This is a genomic window from Oscillospiraceae bacterium MB08-C2-2 (genome assembly GCA_035621215.1).
In the GTDB taxonomy this organism is placed as follows: Bacteria; Bacillota; Clostridia; order Oscillospirales; family Ruminococcaceae; genus WRAV01.
The window spans coordinates 720,702-738,510 of the sequence record CP141729.1 but is presented as its reverse complement, the minus strand read 5'-3'; the positions used below and the strand labels follow the sequence as shown (position 1 = coordinate 738,510).

Annotated in this window: 20 protein-coding genes; 17 read left to right on the top strand and 3 right to left on the bottom strand. The window is 49.3% G+C overall.

Translation table 11 applies throughout. The features are described from left to right. Window positions 1–40: 40 nt before the first annotated feature. The gene (locus tag U6B65_03255) at window positions 41–547 is read right to left on the bottom strand and encodes a ferritin family protein (GenBank protein WRS28160.1); all 507 of its coding nucleotides are present in this window, start codon (window positions 545–547) and stop codon (window positions 41–43) included. A gap of 705 nt (window positions 548–1,252) precedes the next feature. On the opposite strand from U6B65_03255, the gene ytvI reads away from it, so the two are divergent. Next, a complete protein-coding gene (gene ytvI, locus U6B65_03250) occupies window positions 1,253–2,365 on the top strand; it encodes a sporulation integral membrane protein YtvI (GenBank protein ID WRS28159.1) in 1,113 nt (370 codons plus the stop codon). Window positions 2,366–2,531: 166 nt separating this feature from the next. Here ytvI and U6B65_03245 read toward each other — a convergent pair whose 3' ends face one another. Next, the gene (locus U6B65_03245) at window positions 2,532–3,968 is read right to left on the bottom strand and encodes a methyltransferase (protein ID WRS28158.1); all 1,437 of its coding nucleotides are present in this window, start codon (window positions 3,966–3,968) and stop codon (window positions 2,532–2,534) included. A gap of 273 nt (window positions 3,969–4,241) precedes the next feature. Further along, on the bottom strand, window positions 4,242–4,445 hold the full coding sequence (locus U6B65_03240; GenBank protein WRS28157.1) for a hypothetical protein: 204 nt from the start codon (window positions 4,443–4,445) through the stop codon (window positions 4,242–4,244). A gap of 123 nt (window positions 4,446–4,568) precedes the next feature. Here U6B65_03240 and xylB point away from each other — a divergent pair, with 123 nt between their 5' ends. The 16 genes from xylB to dxs all read left to right on the top strand — a co-directional run bounded on the left by xylB (window position 4,569) and on the right by dxs (window position 17,808). Continuing rightward, on the top strand, window positions 4,569–6,092 hold the full coding sequence (xylB, locus tag U6B65_03235; GenBank protein WRS28156.1) for a xylulokinase: 1,524 nt from the start codon (window positions 4,569–4,571) through the stop codon (window positions 6,090–6,092). A 199-nt stretch (window positions 6,093–6,291) separates the two neighbouring features. Next, window positions 6,292–7,365 (top strand): stage III sporulation protein AA, encoded by a 1,074-nt coding sequence (locus tag U6B65_03230; GenBank protein WRS28155.1) that lies wholly within the window; start codon window positions 6,292–6,294, stop codon window positions 7,363–7,365. Further along, window positions 7,262–7,750, top strand: a complete 489-nt coding sequence (locus U6B65_03225; GenBank protein ID WRS28154.1) for a stage III sporulation protein AB — start codon at window positions 7,262–7,264, stop codon at window positions 7,748–7,750. Before U6B65_03230 ends, U6B65_03225 begins: the two co-directional genes overlap by 104 nt. Window positions 7,751–7,795: 45 nt before the next feature. Further along, on the top strand, window positions 7,796–7,993 hold the full coding sequence (gene spoIIIAC / locus U6B65_03220) for a stage III sporulation protein AC (protein ID WRS28153.1): 198 nt from the start codon (window positions 7,796–7,798) through the stop codon (window positions 7,991–7,993). Window position 7,994: 1 nt separating this feature from the next. After that, entirely contained in the window at window positions 7,995–8,381 is a 387-nt protein-coding gene (locus U6B65_03215) for a SpoIIIAC/SpoIIIAD family protein (GenBank protein WRS28152.1), read from the top strand. A 28-nt stretch (window positions 8,382–8,409) separates the two neighbouring features. Continuing rightward, the gene (locus tag U6B65_03210; protein WRS28151.1) at window positions 8,410–9,561 is read left to right on the top strand and encodes a hypothetical protein; all 1,152 of its coding nucleotides are present in this window, start codon (window positions 8,410–8,412) and stop codon (window positions 9,559–9,561) included. 16 nt (window positions 9,562–9,577) lie between these two features. Continuing rightward, complete coding sequence (locus tag U6B65_03205) at window positions 9,578–10,057, top strand: stage III sporulation protein AF (protein ID WRS28150.1); 480 nt, start codon at window positions 9,578–9,580, stop codon at window positions 10,055–10,057. A 34-nt stretch (window positions 10,058–10,091) separates the two neighbouring features. Next, complete coding sequence (locus U6B65_03200; protein ID WRS28149.1) at window positions 10,092–10,676, top strand: hypothetical protein; 585 nt, start codon at window positions 10,092–10,094, stop codon at window positions 10,674–10,676. Window positions 10,677–10,707: 31 nt separating this feature from the next. After that, window positions 10,708–11,283, top strand: a complete 576-nt coding sequence (locus U6B65_03195) for a SpoIIIAH-like family protein (GenBank protein WRS28148.1) — start codon at window positions 10,708–10,710, stop codon at window positions 11,281–11,283. A gap of 586 nt (window positions 11,284–11,869) precedes the next feature. Beyond that, window positions 11,870–12,247, top strand: coding sequence for an Asp23/Gls24 family envelope stress response protein (locus U6B65_03190; protein WRS28147.1), 378 nt, complete (start codon window positions 11,870–11,872; stop codon window positions 12,245–12,247). A gap of 119 nt (window positions 12,248–12,366) precedes the next feature. After that, window positions 12,367–12,855, top strand: coding sequence for a transcription antitermination factor NusB (gene nusB, locus U6B65_03185; protein WRS28146.1), 489 nt, complete (start codon window positions 12,367–12,369; stop codon window positions 12,853–12,855). Window positions 12,856–12,910: 55 nt separating this feature from the next. After that, window positions 12,911–14,188, top strand: a complete 1,278-nt coding sequence (gene xseA / locus U6B65_03180; protein WRS28145.1) for an exodeoxyribonuclease VII large subunit — start codon at window positions 12,911–12,913, stop codon at window positions 14,186–14,188. Next, window positions 14,185–14,394, top strand: a complete 210-nt coding sequence (gene xseB, locus U6B65_03175; protein WRS28144.1) for an exodeoxyribonuclease VII small subunit — start codon at window positions 14,185–14,187, stop codon at window positions 14,392–14,394. The genes xseA and xseB overlap by 4 nt, the downstream gene beginning before the upstream one ends. Beyond that, the gene (locus U6B65_03170) at window positions 14,387–15,271 is read left to right on the top strand and encodes a farnesyl diphosphate synthase (GenBank protein ID WRS28143.1); all 885 of its coding nucleotides are present in this window, start codon (window positions 14,387–14,389) and stop codon (window positions 15,269–15,271) included. The genes xseB and U6B65_03170 overlap by 8 nt, the downstream gene beginning before the upstream one ends. Before the next feature lie 113 nt (window positions 15,272–15,384). Further along, window positions 15,385–15,909, top strand: coding sequence for a divergent PAP2 family protein (locus U6B65_03165; protein WRS28142.1), 525 nt, complete (start codon window positions 15,385–15,387; stop codon window positions 15,907–15,909). Between the two features lie 15 nt (window positions 15,910–15,924). Continuing rightward, window positions 15,925–17,808: a 1-deoxy-D-xylulose-5-phosphate synthase gene (dxs, locus tag U6B65_03160; GenBank protein WRS28141.1), complete on the top strand. Its 1,884-nt coding sequence runs from the start codon at window positions 15,925–15,927 to the stop codon at window positions 17,806–17,808. Window position 17,809: the final 1 nt, after the last annotated feature.

The following is a 17,809-nucleotide window of genomic DNA, read 5'->3' as shown; positions in this document are numbered from 1 at the left end:
GCGGGGAAACGCATATGCGTTTCCCCGCTTTTACTGAAGGCTATTCATATTCATCCAGCAAGGATAATAAAAATTTCAGGTGGAGCTGTTCATCCTGTATGATTCGATAGATCAGTGCTTGCAGACTTGTATTGGTTACACAATTTGCAATTCGGGTATAATGAGCAATTGCGTTCCGCTCGCCCTGGGCATCCGACTCTAAAATGGCGGGCAGGCGGCACTGATAATCTGGGAATATGCCATTCCAATAGCAATTGGTTACACCGGAGAGAAGGATAGGGGAGGCGCCCATTTCACAAATCAGGTTTCCAAGAAGATCTTGGTGGATCATTTCCGCCCCGGCAATCCCTTCATACGCCTTGTGAATTTGCGGCAGATCTGTTAGGTAATGCACATGAACACGATACTGGGCAATGGCCGTGGTTTCAGAACCCTTTCCGGCGTAGATATCCGAAAGCATGCAGGCGTATTTTCGATCAGAAGGCTGGAGGATAACCTTGGGATAGGGTTCATCCAAGATATACTGATCTGGGGATATGGATTTCATGAAAGCAATCCTCCTCAAAACATTTGGTATATGAAAAGGATATGCGGCCATTTGAAAGATTAGAGCAAACACAAGCGGATTTGATGCATATACAACAAATCGGCCTGTCTGTTAGCGACAAGTCGATTTTTAGTTAAGCAGAATTTTGATACACAGATCTGCCGCATTCCTGAATCAGCGAATCAATAGCCGTCACCAAATCCCGGCAAAATATCGCTCTGGTTTATCGTTGTGCACCCTTCTGTCTTTCTATACATCTGGTCATAAGCTGGACAGGGCAGGGCATACTGTAGTATATTTCTATTCTATTGCAGATACGGAAATAAAACACTGGCTCAAGAATAAGTACTTCTCCAAGACAAAAGAACAGGTCGGCCCCTCGGAAAGACAGCAGGTAAGGGTTTGATGCTTTAATGTTGGTGGGTAAGGTTATCATAGCAACAGCCTATCGAAATTTGTCTATTACTCTGGTATACGACTGAATTTGACAGAATGAAAAGAAAAGTTCAAAAAAATTCTAAAAATTTTACCTGAATTTATGCTATACTTAAGAACAAATATGCCAATTTATGAATAGAATGAAATAAAAGACAACCATCTGGTCTTTATTATAAAAAATGCACTTTAATCCAATAAACCGCAAGAGATGGATCTGCTGAGCGCTTCTCACAACAGACTCCGGGTAAAAAAAAGAGGGTATACAAAATGAATACAATTGAAAAACGCCGTGCCTTTATTATAAACACATTCTATTTTGTGTTGGTAGGGGCCCTCATTCTGGCAACCTTTAAGTATTTGGTGCCGTGGCTTATGCCATTTATTCTGGGGTATCTCATTGCTCTGCTTTTTAAGCCTGTAGTGAATCTGTTAGTCAAGCACACCCCTATCCATAAAAGAATGGCCGGTTTTATTGTGGTGGTGGTGGGCTATGGCATCTTGGTTCTTCTTTTCATTTTGCTAAGCAGTCGGCTTTTTTCTGCGGGTAAAAGTCTGGTGAGTTCTCTCCCTGTCTTTTATGCGCAGACTCTCCAGCCGGGGCTTGCTTCACTTAATGAATTTATCAGCGGATTGTTGGGGCGCATTTCTCCCGACTTAATTTACAGCACAGAAACGGTATTCGATCAAATTCTCATCTATATTCAAAACAGCCTTTCTTCGGTTTCTTCCACAGCACTGAGCTGGCTGGGCAGCACCACCAGCAAAATCCCTTCGTTTTTGCTTTCTCTGATCTTTACAATTATGTCCTCCATCATTATCAGCATGGGGCATGAAGAAATAACCGCTTTTTTGGTCAGGCAGATTCCTCGGCGCTACAGCAGGCTGGTGGATGAAATTCGCCTGCATACTGCCGGAACAGTGGGTAAATATTTAAAAGCTTATCTAATTTTGATGTCTATGACCTTTGTGGAGCTTTCCATTGGGTTGAGTGTTCTGCGGGTTAAAAACTCTATTTTACTGGCTTTGCTCATTGCTTTGATTGATATTCTGCCCGTTTTCGGCTGTGGTACAATCCTGCTGCCTTGGGTTGCCATTGAACTGGCCCGCATGAATTTTCCGCTGGCTGTGGGATTGTTAACCCTTTATGGCATCATCACACTGGTGCGCAACATTGTGGAGCCTCGTGTGGTGGGCGATCAACTGGGTCTTCACCCACTGGTTACCATTGTGTGTATTTATATCGGCTTTCGCACCATTGGGGTTGGCGGCATGATTTTGTTCCCCATCATCACCCAGACAGTGGTCAGCCTTTTTAAAGATGGTGTGCTTCAGTTTAAAAAAGAAGAACCGGATTCAGAGTCTCCAACAGAAGTGATTTAGTTTCTCGGCCTGTCAAGTGTTATTTTTTCCTTTTTTCTGCAAGTTGTTGTATTTCAGTTTTGGAATAGTTTTTCTTGTAATGACCGACAGAGAAGATAAAAGCCTGACCTCGTTATATTGAGGTCAGGCTTTTATCTTCTGCGACATATGTTATTGCCTCACTGAATCACGCATGGTTTTTAATCAAACCAATCGCATGATTGAGAAACCCATCGATGGCGCTTAATTTATCGCCCGGCATATCTGCAAGGAAATCAAAAAGAGCCTTGTCGTTTTCGTCATGGTATTTCTCGTGCTCATGGTAGGCTAACTCTCCTTTTTCTGTCAGATAAAGCAAACTGCGCTTTTTATCCTCAGTATCATCCTCTTTGTTGATCAACCCACGTTCAGATAATTTTTGAAGGGTTTTATGAACTACAGGGCGGGTAATTCCAAATTTTCGGGCAAGCTCGGCACTGTGGATGCCCGGGAAATCACCAATCATCTTAATGATGTGAATTTCACCCCGGTAAAAGGTCATATCCTGGCTGCCAAAGCTAAGAATATTGGTTCTGCTGTTGGCTATCTGTTCGGTTAACTCAATAAAAGAACGAATGACATCGCCCGAACAAATGTGGCAAGCCATTTCTCCCTTGCGGTATAGCTGCCCCTCGTAGCGATTATCGTCCATACGGTCAACAGCTGTAAGACCTGCCTGCAGCACTGCTTTTGCAATCTCCTGGCGATTGGGGGGGAGGGGAATGCCGCTCAGCAAGCCCGAAAGCCAACCTAGCATATTGCTTGGGGCATCCTGCTCATGATCCGCATATTGTCCAACGATCATCAAATAGCCGCCATCTGCTATAGAATCCGATAACTTTTGAATAAAGTCAGACAAATCGCCTTTTATAAAATTCAAGATACCGGAAGCGATGATTACATCATAAGGGCCGCCGAGAGAATCTGTGTTAAAATCTCCCGCAATAACATCCACCTTCTGCTCTTGATGATGCTGTGAGACAATACCCCTTGTAACTTCCACTACATCGGGGCTTTCAAAAATAGTCGCCCTGCTGTTTGGGAAGTGCTTGGCAAATTCAATGGCTAAGATACCGGTTCCACCACCCAAATCCAACAACCGAAGCGGCCGTTCAAAATCAGGATACAGCTTTTTCATCTGACTTAAAAACGTTTGCAGGCGCCCGGTATACATTTCGGGAATCGAAATTTTTGCCATTTCTGAAAAATCATAAATTGGTTTGCTCGGAGAATCGGCAGACTTTACTTTTTGCTCCAATTGCGCCAGAGAAGTCATATTCTCACGAAAAAGCAAAGCGTCGCCCAAGAACACTTCACTGCTTCGTGATAAGAAATCTTTGGTCTCCGGCGTATTTGTATAAAAATCCCCTTGCCTGTTTACCCATCCGCAGGAAGCAAGAGATAACAACAGCAGCTTAATTTGTCTTTTGTCACAGTTAAGTGCTGCCGCAACCGCCTCTGCTGTTGCAGGTGTATCCAGATGAGAAAATACATTCAGGCGAATGGCCGCAAAAAGCAATTGTGCCTCTTGGTAGTTGTGCATTATTTTATAGTATCGGCTTGGATTGTTCTCCATGTTATACATTGTTTCAAAAGCCTCCTTGCTTTAAATAAAACAGTGGTTAGCCGCTTCTAACTATTTGTTAGTATAGCATACATATTTTATAGACGTCAAGAAAATAAATCAAAATCTCCACGAGCCAACACAGGTCTCCTCATTCGTTTTCTTCGTAGGAGCCTGATATTTGCTACAATTTTAATCATAAGCTTTAGGCCGGAAAAATCCCCGCAGAACTAAAAAAGTCCTGCGGGGATTTTTAAAATAGGGATATTCTTATTAAGTTGAGTGCTTGAGTTCTTAAAGCTCCTCGGTTTTTTCCTCTTTTTTCGGGTTATAGGCCCGCCCCAATGCCCTGACCAGAATCCACAGGCTGAAAAGACCGCTCACCAGAAGATAGTAACCGGTGGGCTGAAATCGCAGAAGAAGCAGAAGCCCCGCTGTCAGCAGAGGCACCACCGGAATCATCAGAAGCCATAAGCCATAGTAGTGTTTTGTATCCATTGCCGGTCCCTCCATTCATAGGGAGTATTGACCGCATAAACCCCTGCCAATCACCTTGACAGCGTCCATTCAGGGCAGTATAGTAATTAAAATACCAAAAGTTGGAGCAGGAAGGAAATAGATATGAAATATTTGTTGGGCATCGATTTGGGCACTTCTGGAACCAAAACTGTTTTATTCTCACAGGAAGGAACAGTGATGGCTTCCGCGGCGGAGGAATACCCTCTGTATCAGCCCCACAACGGCTGGGCGGAGCAGGAGCCTGTGGACTGGTGGCGCGCCGCTATGAACACCATTGGGGCTGTTCTGGAAAAAAGCGGTGTGGATAAGGAATCGGTGGTTTCCATCGGCATTTCGGGCCAAATGCACGGCCTTGTAATGCTGGATAAAAATGGTGAGGTGCTGCGCCGCTCTATTATCTGGTGTGACCAGCGCACAAGCAAAGAATGCGCTGAAATCACCGACAAGGTGGGTGCTCAGCGGCTTATTGAAATCACAGCCAATCCCGCTCTTACGGGATTTACTGCCTCTAAAATCCTGTGGGTACGAAACAACGAGCCGGAGCTCTACGCCCGCTGCCGCCACATACTGCTTCCCAAGGATTACATACGCTATATGCTGACCGGGGAATTTGCCACCGAGGTTTCGGATGCCTCCGGTATGCAGCTGCTGGATGTGGGCGCCCGGAACTGGTCAGCGGAAGTGCTGGAAAAGCTGGATATCGACCCGGCTCTGCTGGCAAAGGTTTACGAATCCCCGGAGGTCACAGGCACTGTCCATTCGGAAGCTGCACGGCTGACTGGGCTTTCCACCTCCACTCTGGTGGTGGGCGGCGCCGGGGATAACGCCGCAGCCGCAGTGGGCACCGGTGTGGTGCGGGATGATACTGCTTTCACCACCATTGGCACCTCCGGTGTGGTTTTTGCCCACACCAGCAAAATGCAGATTGACCCGGCAGGCCGGGTGCATACCTTCTGCTGTGCCGTTCCGGGAGCTTGGCATGTAATGGGCGTGACCCAAGGGGCGGGGCTGAGCCTCCAATGGTTCCGCAACAACTTCTGCCGGGATATACTGGCGCAGGCCAAGGAGCAGTGTAAGGACCCCTATTATCTCATGGATTCCATGGCGGAACAGGTACCGGCCGGTTCCAACCGTCTGCTGTATCTCCCTTACCTGATGGGGGAAAGAACCCCCCACCTGAACCCAAACTGCCGGGGCGTATTTTTCGGCCTTTCCGCTATTCATGATCAGGCGGCTCTGATTCGGGCGGTTATGGAGGGCGTCACCTACTCTCTGCGGGATTGCTATGAAATCCTAAAGAGCATGGGTGTGCAGGTAGGGGATATGATTGCCTGCGGTGGTGGCGGAACCAGCAGCCTCTGGCGGCAGATGATGGCTGATCTCTACGGCTGCCCTGTGCGCACCGTTGCCTCCAAGGAAGGCCCCGCACTGGGTGTGGCCATTCTGGCCGGCGTGGGAGCCGGGCTGTTTTCCTCGGTGGAGGAGGGCTGCGACCGTCTGGTCACCACCGATAAGCACTGTGCCCCTAATTCGGCCAACGCAGAGCTTTATAACCGCTACTATGAGGAATATGTAAGCCTTTATCCCAGCCTCAAGCCTCATTTTGAAAGGCTGAGCAGCCTGTAAATCCCATCTGAAATAACCTTATAAAAAGGATTCGCTTTGTTGAGAGCTTTCTCAAGGAGCGGATCTTTTTTTATCTTTTTGGGGCATAACTTGGGTTCTAAAAATGGACAAAGCCTAATACTCTTTAAATAGCAAATGGTTTATCCCTCTTTATGATTCGGGAATCAAAATACAGTCATCTGGGATAGGAGGCGTAGACTTGCAGGAGCTTGTTGGAACACGGCGATTTGATCAGGCTGTTTCTTTTCTCAGCCATCGGGTATGCAGAGTGCTGCTGGCACTGCCGGAAAAAGTAAGAGAATCGGCCTTTGAGGTGCGTCTTAGGGTAGGCAAGCCTCTTACACTGGTCAGTGGGGAGGGCTGCCTTTTCGTGGATCACGAGGGGCATCCAAGCCGGTTTCCGGATGCAAACAGCTTTATAATCACCCTGCGGGATTTAGAGGATTGTGTAATTACTCTATGTGATTATTCCATTCACAGCCACCAGCAGGAGTTTAAAAACGGTTTTATCGCTGTAGAAGGCGGTCACCGGGCAGGCATCTGCGGCACAGCCGTGGTAACCGACGGAGTGCTGGCCAATGTGCGGGATGTAACCTCTGTTAATCTGCGCATTGCCCGGGAGATGAAGGGAGCGGCTGGGGAGCTGGCAGAAAGGGTGTTTGCAAACGGTCTTTGCAGTGTATTGGTGGCCGGAATTCCTTCCAGCGGCAAAACCACCCTGCTGCGTGATTTAGCCCGGATGCTGGCTGATGGGCAGCTGGGAAACTACTACAAGGTTGCTGTGGTGGATGAACGGTGCGAACTGGGGGCGGTATCTGCCGGGCTTCCCCAAAATGATTTGGGGGCCTGCTGTGATATTCTCAGCGGTTACCCAAAAGGAGAGGGGATTCTAACGGCTATACGCACCCTTTCCCCACAGGTGGTTGTTTGTGATGAAATTGGTTCCAGCAAGGAGGCAGACAGCCTTCTGGATAGTGTGGGCTGCGGTGTTAAGCTGGTCGCCAGCGCCCATGGAGCAAGCCCGCAGGAGCTTATGCGCCGTCCGCAGCTTCGCCGCCTGCTGGAGCAGGGGGCCTTTGATAAAGTGGTTCTACTGGGCCGGGCGGAAACGCCGGGACAGATTGTTGATGTTTTGGAAGCAGGTGATTTGCTTGGTGAAAATTTCGGGAATGGTTCTGCTGATTCTGTGCGGATGGATGACAGGGCACCTGATGGCTTCCTCCTTGCGGGAGCGGGCAGCGGCTTTGGAAACAGCCATTCGACTTATGGATAGTCTGTATGACCGGCTTGCTTTTTTACAGCCTCCCATCAACAGGCTGATAGAAGCCGTGGGTGGGCAGGAGCCCTTTAATCGGTTGGATTACATACAGCATACCTTAACTGCAATCCAAAAAGGTGAACGTTTTGCCCTTTGTTGGCCCAAGGCTCTTTCCCTGACCAACAGCGGTCTGGATAAGGAGGATGCCCGTGTCGTGGCGGCTTTATCCCAAAATCTTGGGGTTACCGATTTAGAGGGCCAGCTTCAATTTATTTCTTATACCCGCAAGCTGCTGGAAGAACGGCTGGAAAAGGCCAGAGCCAACAGCCAAAAAAGCGGAAAGCTTTACCAGAGCCTCGGGCTTTTAGGAGGCCTTGCAGTGGTTGTGATCCTTCTTTAAGCAAAATTTGCGCACTGAATAGACTGGGAAGGGAGAAACAAAGGCATGGATGTGGATTTAATCTTTCGCATAGCCGCCATTGGCATTATTGTTTCGGTTTTGCACACGGTGCTGGATCGCTCCGGCCGCCCGGAGCAGGCCACCATGACCACCTTGGCGGGGGTGATTGCGGTGCTGCTCATCATGGTCAACGAAATTGCCGACCTTTTTGAGACAGTTAAAAGCGTCTTTGGGTTTTACTGATATGGAAAGCCTATTCACCGCCATTGGGATGGGAATTGTTGCCACAGTCGCCTGTGTGCTGCTGCGTAAAACCCGGCCGGAGATGGCACTGGTTGTGTCACTGGCGGCAGGCATTGCCATTTTGTTTATTCTGCTGGAATTTTTGATTCCCACACTGGATGAAATTCAGCGCATACTGGAATTCACCTCGGTTCCGGGGGAATATGCCGCCATTCTTTTCAAGGCTCTGGGCATCTGCTTTCTTTCCCAGTTTGCCTGTGATGCCTGCAAGGACGCAGGGGAAAGTGCCATTGCCTCCAAGATCGAGGCCGTAGGCAAAATTGCCATTGTGGTGGTCAGCCTGCCGCTGTTCTCCAAGGTTCTTTCCATTGTGCATTCGCTGATATAGCCGTCTGTATATCCCCAAAAGACAGGATGTGAGAAAACTGAAACGAAAATTGCTGGTACTGCTGATGCTGATGCTAACCATGGGGGGGCTTTTCCTCCCGGTGCAGGCGCAGCTGCCCGAAGAAGATATTCAGGCGCAGATGGAAGCGTTGGGTGTGGACGAGCTGGAGGGGCAAATCCCCAGTGAAACCCGCTCGATCATGGAAGAGGCGGGGATAGGAGAGTTAAGCCCGGAAATGCTGCTGAACCTTTCACCCCGGGATTTCTTCCGCGCACTTTGGAAGATGTTTTTGCAGAAGCTCCGCAGCCCCACCAAGATGCTTGCCTCACTGGCCGGGATTGTGATTCTTTGCGCTTTGCTGGGTGGAATGAAGCAGGCAGGGTGGGAGGGGAGCCTTTCGGGTGTTTTTGATACCGTTTCAGTGTTGTGTGTGATCACGGCTATTTCTTCCCCCATCCTGGACTGCATCATTGATACAGCCAAAGCCATACAGGAGGCGGCCGTGTTCATGATCAGCTTCATTCCTGCTTTTTCTGCGGCGCTGGTGGCTTCGGGTCAGGCTATAACCGGTGCCACCTACAGCATGTTTCTGTTTTCCACCTGTCAGGTGATTTCGCAGGTGGTCTCCCAAACCCTGATCCCCCTTATGGGGATTTATCTGGCCTTGTGTATTATCGGTTCTCTAAGCCCCGGCATCAATATGAATTCGGCGGCAGGGGCTATTAAAACCACGGTAAGCTGGAGTCTGGGCTTCATCACCACCGTTTTTGTGGGGCTTCTTTCCATCCAGACCATGGTGGCTCAAAGCGCCGATACGGTTACCGCCAAAACCGCCAAGTTTTTGATCGGGAGCTTTGTTCCGGTGGTGGGCGGGGCTTTATCCGAAGCTTATACCGCCGCCCAAGGGTGCCTGCGGCTGCTGAAAACCTCGCTGGGTGCCTATGGCATTTTGGTGGCTCTGCTCATTTTTTTGCCAATCCTGCTTCAGACTGTCACTTGGTATCTTCTTTCCCAAGCGGCGGCTATGGTGGGGGATATCATGGGAGTAAGCCGGGTATCGGCCATCCTCAAGGCATGCTCCACAGTGCTGGGGATGCTGATCGCTGTGATTCTGTGCTTTGCACTGCTGGTTATCGTTTCCACCACAGTGGTCATGGTGGTGGGGATGGGCTCGGCATAGGGGAGGAGAAAAGCAAATGGAAGCTGTAAAAGAATGGGCCTTTTCCTTGTGTGCCGCCATGGTAGCCTGCGGTATCGGTCAGATGGTTTTGCCAAAATCCAATTTAGAAAAGCTGTTTCGGCTGACTGTCAGCGTTTTTTTCCTGTGCTGCCTGCTGACCCCCTTTTTTCTTAGGGGGCCGGGGCTGGCTCTGGATGTGGAAATAGAGGCACTCCCGGATATCGGAGAGAGAGCCGCACGGCTGGAACAGGTGCTGGAAGAACAGTCCCAACGCCAGATCACAACGAGTATGGAAAAAATTATACAGGATAAATTACAGAAAATGGGTATAAACTATCACACCATCACCATAAATATTACTACAAACGGACAAAATGACACACAGGTGGATGGGGTGAAGCTTACACTGGAAAAACAGCACCAAGCCTCCGGGCCGCTTATCCAAAAGACTCTGGAAAATGAGCTGGGCCTTGCGGTGGAGCTGGAATACCAGTAAAAAGCACAACCAAAAAGTAAGGAGGAGAAAAAGTGTGGATTTTTCTAAAATCAGGAATATCCTTTCCAGCCTCATTCCGGCCAACAAGCGGGTCGGGATAATCGTTCTGGCAGGCCTTGCGGGTATGACGCTGATTGCCCTGCCGGCTTTTTTCAAATCCAAGGATGAAACCAAGGAGGTGCAGGCTTCAAGCACACCGGAGGCTTCGTCGGCGGATTATGCAAGGCAGCTTGAGCAGGAGCTGACAGCCCTTGTATCTAAAATTGAGGGGGTGGGCCGTGTCCAGGTAATGGTTACGCTGGAAGGAGGTGTTGAATATGTTTATGCTCAGGAACAAAAACGCAACACCGATAAAACCCAGGAAATAACAGGGGAGCAGCAGGTTGGGAAGACCTACCAAAAAGAGAACATTGAAGAAAAATACATACTGGTGGAATCGGAATATGGCAAAAAACAGCCCTTGATTTTGCGCCAATTACAACCCAAGGTTCAGGGTGTGGTCATTCTTTGTGAAGGAGCAGGAAACATCAGGGTGGAGCAAGTTCTGACTCAGGTGGTTACCACCGCTTTGCCTGTAGGCTCAAACAAGGTGTGCATTGCCCAAATCATTTCAGAATAAAGTGAAAATATCATCAGGAGGAAAGAGCCATATGAACATGATTATTGGAAAACGTCAGATTATCTTAGCGTCACTGGTGCTTGGTCTTGGAGTGGCGGTTTATCTTAACTGGACCTATACAAACGTAAACAGCGATCTCCCGATTTCCGGGGCCTTGGAAGAAGCGGCAAACTATGGGGAAGCCCAGTTTGTAGCCAATCCCGATGACTCTTCCTCCGTAAATATTGAGCTGACCCCAACCACGGCAAACGGAGAAGAAGAAACATTTTTTGTGGAAGCCAAGCTTTCCCGCCAAAAAGCCCGGGATGAGGCGGTGGATACCTTAGCCGTCATGCTTCAGGATGCAGAGCTGGATACCGACCAGCGTGCCGAGCTTGCCCTGAGAGCCAGCGATTTGGCCAACTCCATTGAGGTGGAAGGCAAAATCGAAAACCTCATTAAATCCAAAGGATTTACCGATGTTATGGTTTATTACGATACCCAGAGAGCCGATGTTATCCTGAAAACAGAAGGTCTTGCTGCCGATCAGGCCGCCCAGATTAAGGATATCATTCTCAAAGAAACCTCTATCACCGCAGAAAATATCTCTATCGTTGAGATCAACTAGTTGTTCTGAGTAAAATTTATGGTATAATATCTGCAACAGCAGATATTATACCAAATTTATGCGCAGGGCGATCCGCTCACTTTGTTCGCTTCCGCCCTTCATGCGCAATTATCCCATAACGCTTCGCTTTTATGGTATAATACTTGCAACAGCAGATATTATACCAAATTTATGCGCAGGGCGATCCGCTCACTTTGTTCGCTTCCGCCCTTCATGCGCAATTATCCCATAGCGCTTCGCTTTTATGGTATAATACTTGCAACAGCAGATATTATACCAAATTTATGCGCAGGGCGATCCGCTCACTTTGTTCGCTTCCGCCCCTAATGCGCAATTATCCCATAGCGCTTCGCTTTTATGGTATAATAGCCGTATTCTAAAAATTCTTATTTTCCATAAGCCTTATGGAAAGCGGGTCAATACAGCCGTTATGCCGCCTCAGATTTTCCATTCCCACAAAAGGGCAGGAAATTTGTAACACCAGAAATAAAATGTGTGTTATAATGTATGCAGCGGCTTTGGACGCTGCATATTTTTTTAAAGCGTCTGCCTATGCCCACACTGTTTGACAGGAGGTTTTCTTTGTATGGAACGCCGTGATCAGAAACAATCGACCGGAAGCCTTAAAATCTCGCAGGAAGTTATCGCCACCATTTGCAGCGTAGCTGCGCTGGAAATTGATGGAGTCAGTTCTCTTGCCGAATCCCCAGCCAGCCTTTGGGGGCTTTTGGGCTCCAGCAATCGAAACAAATCAATTCAGGTAAGCCTCAGCGATGATTTTGCTGAGATCAACATTCACCTTAACCTTGACTTTGGGGCTAAAATTACGCAGGTCGGGCCGGCCGTTCAGGCTGCGATCAAGGATTCTGTCCAGAACATGACTGGAATCGCCGTATCCAAGGTCAATGTCTATGTAGCAGGCATTGTTTTTCCCCAATCGGAGGAATCCCCCGCACAACAATAAGGGGCTGTCTAACGGTCTGCTGCCTGCCCCATAGAAAAGAGGGCAGGCCCCACTGGGCTGAAAAAGCTGTTTAGCTGTTTCTTGCCCGGCATGCGTATACAACAGGAGAGGAAGTCTATATGAAAAGACGTGATTCCAGGGAAACAGCCTTTGCGCTGTTGTTTGAATGGTCCTTTAAGGATGATACACTGGATCAAATTATTGAACAGGCGGAACTGGGCCGCAACACAGTCGTAGATCCTTTTGCTTACCAGCTGGCTTCTACGGCTATTGAAAATTGCACCACTCTGGATATCCTGATCCAGAAGTTTTCGCAGAAATGGAAGCTTAGCCGCCTTTCTAAGGTGACTTTGGCCATTCTGCGCCTTTCAGTCTGCGAAATTACTTTGATGGAGGATATCCCGGTGGGTGCTTCCATCAATGAGGCAGTTGAGCTTTCCAAAAAGTTTTCGACTGAGGATGAGGCTGCTTTTGTCAACGGAGTGCTGGGCGGAATCGCCCGTGAGCTGAATGTGGATATTGCCGCCGAAGATATTCTTGTGCCGGAGGAAACTGCCACCGTTCAGGAGGAAGTCCCCTCCCAGACAGAGCAATCGGCTGAGGCCTAAGGTTTTGCGGCCAAGAAAGGGGACACGCTTGCTTTGCCGCAGTTAGGAGCCTTCTATGAACATATTGACAGTCAGCCAGCTCAACCGATATCTAAAATTTCTGCTGGATGGCGATAAAAAGCTTTCCGATCTCTATATCCGGGGAGAGATTTCCAACTATATCCATCATGTCGGATCGGGGCATATGTACTTCACCCTGAAGGATTCCACCGGTGCGATTAAGGCGGTCATGTTCCGCAGCTATGGGCAGGAACTGCCTTTTTCTCCGAAAAATGGCATGGGGGTATTGGTTCGGGCTAACATCGGCTTTTACGAACGGGACGGAAACATTCAGCTATATGTGACTGATATGCAGCCCGATGGGGTTGGCACTTTATATTTGGCCTTCCAGCAGCTGAAGGATCAGCTGGAAAAGGAGGGCTATTTTGATTCTGCCCACAAGCGCCCCATTCCCCGGTATCCCCGAAAGATCGGGGTGGTGACCTCTGAAAACGGTGCGGCTTTGCGGGATATTCTGCAAATTCTGGAGCGTCGTTACCCCTTAGGCCAGGTTGTGTTGGTTCCGGCGGCGGTACAAGGGGAGGGAGCCTCTGCTCAAATTGTGCAGGCGCTGGATTTTCTCAGTGAGGGGAATCACTGCGATGTAATCATTGTAGCCCGGGGCGGCGGCTCGTTGGAGGATTTGTGGGCTTTTAATCAAATCGAGGTAGCTCGGGCAATCTACCGCTGCCAGATACCGGTACTATCGGCAGTGGGGCATGAAACGGATTATACCATCTGCGATTTTGTGGCGGATTTAAGAGCACCAACACCATCGGCGGCAGCAGAGCTGGTGGCGGAGGATGTTTCGCAAATTGCCGAGCATATAAGGGAAATGTCTGCGGATATGGCCGAAACACTTTCCCGGCGTCTTTCGGAACGTGCCAATAGACTTGATAGCCTTGCCCGGACAGCCAAAGAAAGAATCGAATCCCGCCTTGCCCACAGCCGAACACGGCTGGATGCACTGCGGCAAAACCGTCTTCTTGCAAGTCCTATGGGTTATGTTGAGAAGAATAAAGAAAAATTGGATTTTTTTGAGAAAACGTTGTATAATAATAGTTGTATATTTATGCAGCATTCCACCCGGGAGCTTGCGGCTGCAGCGGCTCTGTTGGATAGTCTGAGCCCTCTGCGGGTATTGGGGCGTGGCTATGCTTTGATTTTAAAGGACAATGCAGGTGTCACCGACCTTTCGGAGCTCAGTCCGGGAGATCGGGTTTCTTTGCGTTTGCGGGATGGCGTTGCAGACGCCTCCATTACCCACATCAGAAAGGAAAAGCCCAGGCTATGAAAAAGGGGACCACATTTGAACAGGCTATGGCCCGGCTGGAGGAGATTACCGCTCAGCTGGGAAAAGGCGATACCACACTGGATGCCTCTCTCAAGCTGTATGCTGAAGGGGCTGAACTTGTGGCTTTCTGCGATCAGGCTCTCAGCAGTGCGGCTTTGACCATTCAAAAGCTGTATCCGCCTCAGGAGGATAAGGCGGATGCATGATTTTGAATCTCTGATGCGCAGCTATGTGGAACAGGTTGAGCAGGCTCTTCCGGGTTTTCTTCCTCCTACCGATACGGAAGAAGCCTCAGTCTGCGAGGCTATGCATTACAGCCTTTTGGGCGGCGGCAAACGGATACGTGGTGTGATGGTGCTGGCTTTTTATGCTTTGCTGCAAAAGAATCTGGAACCGGCTATTCCTTTTGCCTGTTCACTGGAAATGATTCACGCCTATTCTCTGATCCACGACGACCTACCCTGTATGGACGACGATGATCTGCGCAGGGGAAAGCCCTCCTGCCACGTTGCTTTTGGGGAAACAACCGCTCTTCTTGCCGGTGACGCCCTGCTTACGCTTGCCTTCGAAACTGCTTCACGGGAAAACGAGCTGCCTGCTAAGCGTCGGATTTCTGCAATAGCGGAGCTGGCTGGGGCTGCTGGCTGGTCCGGTATGATCGGCGGACAGGTTATGGATTTGGAGCATGAAGGCAAACAAACCAGTGAGGCTCTCCTTCGCAGGATGTATGCCAAAAAGACAGGGGCGCTTTTCCGGGCGGCCTGCCGCATGGGCTGTATTTTAGCAGGCGGGGATAGTCAGCTTCTGGCGGCAGCGGATATATACGCTGCCAAGGTGGGGCTTGCCTTTCAAATCGTGGATGATCTGTTGGATGAGCTGAGTACACCAGAGGTTTTAGGCAAGCCGGTGGGGAGCGACAGCGAGAATCACAAAACCACTTTTGCCACTCTTTATACCCCGGAGCAGTGTCAGGCTCAGGTGAGAGCCTTGGCGGACGAGGCTAAGCAAGCTCTTATTTTCACCGGGTTAGAGTGCGGCTTTTTATGCCAACTGGCAGATCGTCTTTCTGACCGTCGGTTTTAACCAAGCATGCAGCTTTGTTTTTGAGGTGATTTTCATAATTTTTTTTGCTTGGCAGCTTATCGGCTGCTGAAAGGCAAAATATCTACAACGAGTATATATAGGTCGGTGATGCAATGAGTATTTTGCGGATATTAACCAGCAATCATATTATCAATGTTGGGGTCGTTTCGTGGTTTTCAGCCCAGTTTCTAAAAACCATCTTTACGCTGATCACCACCAGAAAGGTGGTGTTGGAGCGGATGTTTGGTGCGGGCGGAATGCCCAGCTCCCATTCGGCTCTGACCTGCTCCATTGCTATAGCTCTTGCCCGGAGCGAGGGGTTTGATTCCCCTATCTTTGCTCTTTCCTTAGCCTTTGCTGCCATCGTGATGTACGATGCCATGGGTGTTCGCCGGGCGGCAGGGGAACAGGCAAAAATACTTAACCGGATGATTTTCGAGTTTTCGTTTTTCTCTCTGCCCTTTTTCAAAAGCGAAAACCAGTCGGAAGGGAAGCCCCCGGAAGATCCTCAGACTGTGGAACCCACTTCTGTGCAGGGCAAGGAGCTTAAGGAATTTCTTGGGCATACTCCGGTAGAGGTTTTGGGAGGCTGCCTTCTGGGAATTTTGGTTTCGCTCCTTCTTCCCATTAAGAAATAGATTGGATACACTTGAATGGATAAATCGCTTCTTTTGGATAAAATCACTTCTCCTGCCGATCTGCGCCGATTGAAGGCTTCTCAGCTTCCCCGGCTCTGTGAGGAGATTCGGGATGTTTTGGTACAGACCGTTTCGGAAACAGGAGGGCATTTGGCCTCAAATATGGGCACTGTGGAGCTGACTGTTATGCTGCACCGTGTATTTCGTTCTCCCACCGACCAGCTTGTTTGGGATGTGGGGCATCAGAGCTATACCCATAAACTGCTCACCGGCCGTAAAAGCCGCTTTTCCACTCTTCGTCAGGAAAATGGCCTTTCCGGCTTTACCCGCCAGAGCGAGAGCGTTCACGACAGCTTTATTTCCGGGCATTCCTCCACCTCCATTTCAGCGGCGGATGGTATTTCCCGTGCCAAATCCCTTTTAGGGGAAGAAGGGCATGTGGTGGCTGTCATTGGTGATGGTGCCTTTACAGGTGGTCTTGCCTTTGAAGGGCTTAACAATATTGCCCGTAATAATAAAAAAGTCATTGTAATTCTGAATGACAATAAAATGTCTATCTCTAAAAATGTGGGTGGGCTCACCAGTTATCTCAGCAGGCTTCGCGCACATCAGGGTTATTTTAAACTAAAAGACCTGACCAAGGATGTGCTGGGGCAGGTGCCCGGCGTGGGTGATTCGCTGGTGGAAACGGTGACCGCCTCTAAAAACTTTTTGAAGCAATCCATTTATCACACCAGCTTCTTTGAGGATTTGGGCTTTGTGCATTTTGGCCCGGTGGATGGTCATAACCTGAAAATGCTGGAGGATGTTCTGGTTCGTGCCAAATCCCTCAATCAACCGGTTCTCATCCATGTGGAGACAATCAAGGGTAAGGGTTATATGCCTGCGGAGAAAAACCCGGGGGCCTATCATGCGGTTGCCCCCTTCAACCCGGCACTTGGAGCGGATGACACCCCCAGAGAGAGCTTTTCTACCGTGTTCGGCAAGACTTTGGTGAAGCTGGCTGGAAAGGATCGCCGCATATGCGGTGTGACCGCCGCTATGAAATATGCCACCGGTATGGATTATTTTGCACGTCGCTATAAAAATGCAGGTCGTTTCTTTGATGTTGGCATTGCTGAGGGCCATGGGGTCACCTTTTGCGCCGGCCTTGCTTCCAAAGGAATGATACCTGTTTTTGCTGTGTATTCTTCCTTTTTGCAAAGAGCCTACGATCAGGTTCTCCATGACTGCGCCATCGAGCGGCAGCATATGGTGCTGGCCGTTGATCGTGCCGGTATTGTGGGGGATGACGGCGAAACCCATCAGGGTGTTTTTGACTGTGCTTTTCTTTCGTCTGTTCCGGGAGTCAGCATCTATTCGCCTGCCCTTTACAGCGAAGTAGAATACTGCTTGGAAAAGGCTTTGTTTGCCGAAACAGGCATTTGCGCTGTCCGTTACCCCAGAGGCGGAGAACCGGAACTTCCCGCTTCTTATGTTCCTCTCAAGCAGGATTATTTCCATCTGGACAGCGGAAGCCGAAGCATACTTCTCATCACCTATGGGAGGCTGTATGCCCAAGCCTGCCAAGCGGTTTCACTGCTGGCGGAAAAGGGAATCGCTGTTTCTGTTCTCAAGCTGACCAAGGTCTGCCCTCTGGAGCAGGCTTGGCTCAACATTGCAATGCAGTATGAAAGTGTTCTTTTTGCTGAAGAGGGAATCCGGGCAGGCGGCATTGGCGAGCATACCATCACAGCGTTGGCTCTGGCAGGCTACCATGGCAATATGTCTATAGCCGCTATTGAAAACCAATTTGTGGCACAGGGCAAGCCGGATGCGGCGTTGGCTCGTCTGGGATTGGATGAAGCCGGGCTTGCAAGAACCATCGAAGCGCAGCTGACTGAAAGGAAACGGGCATAAT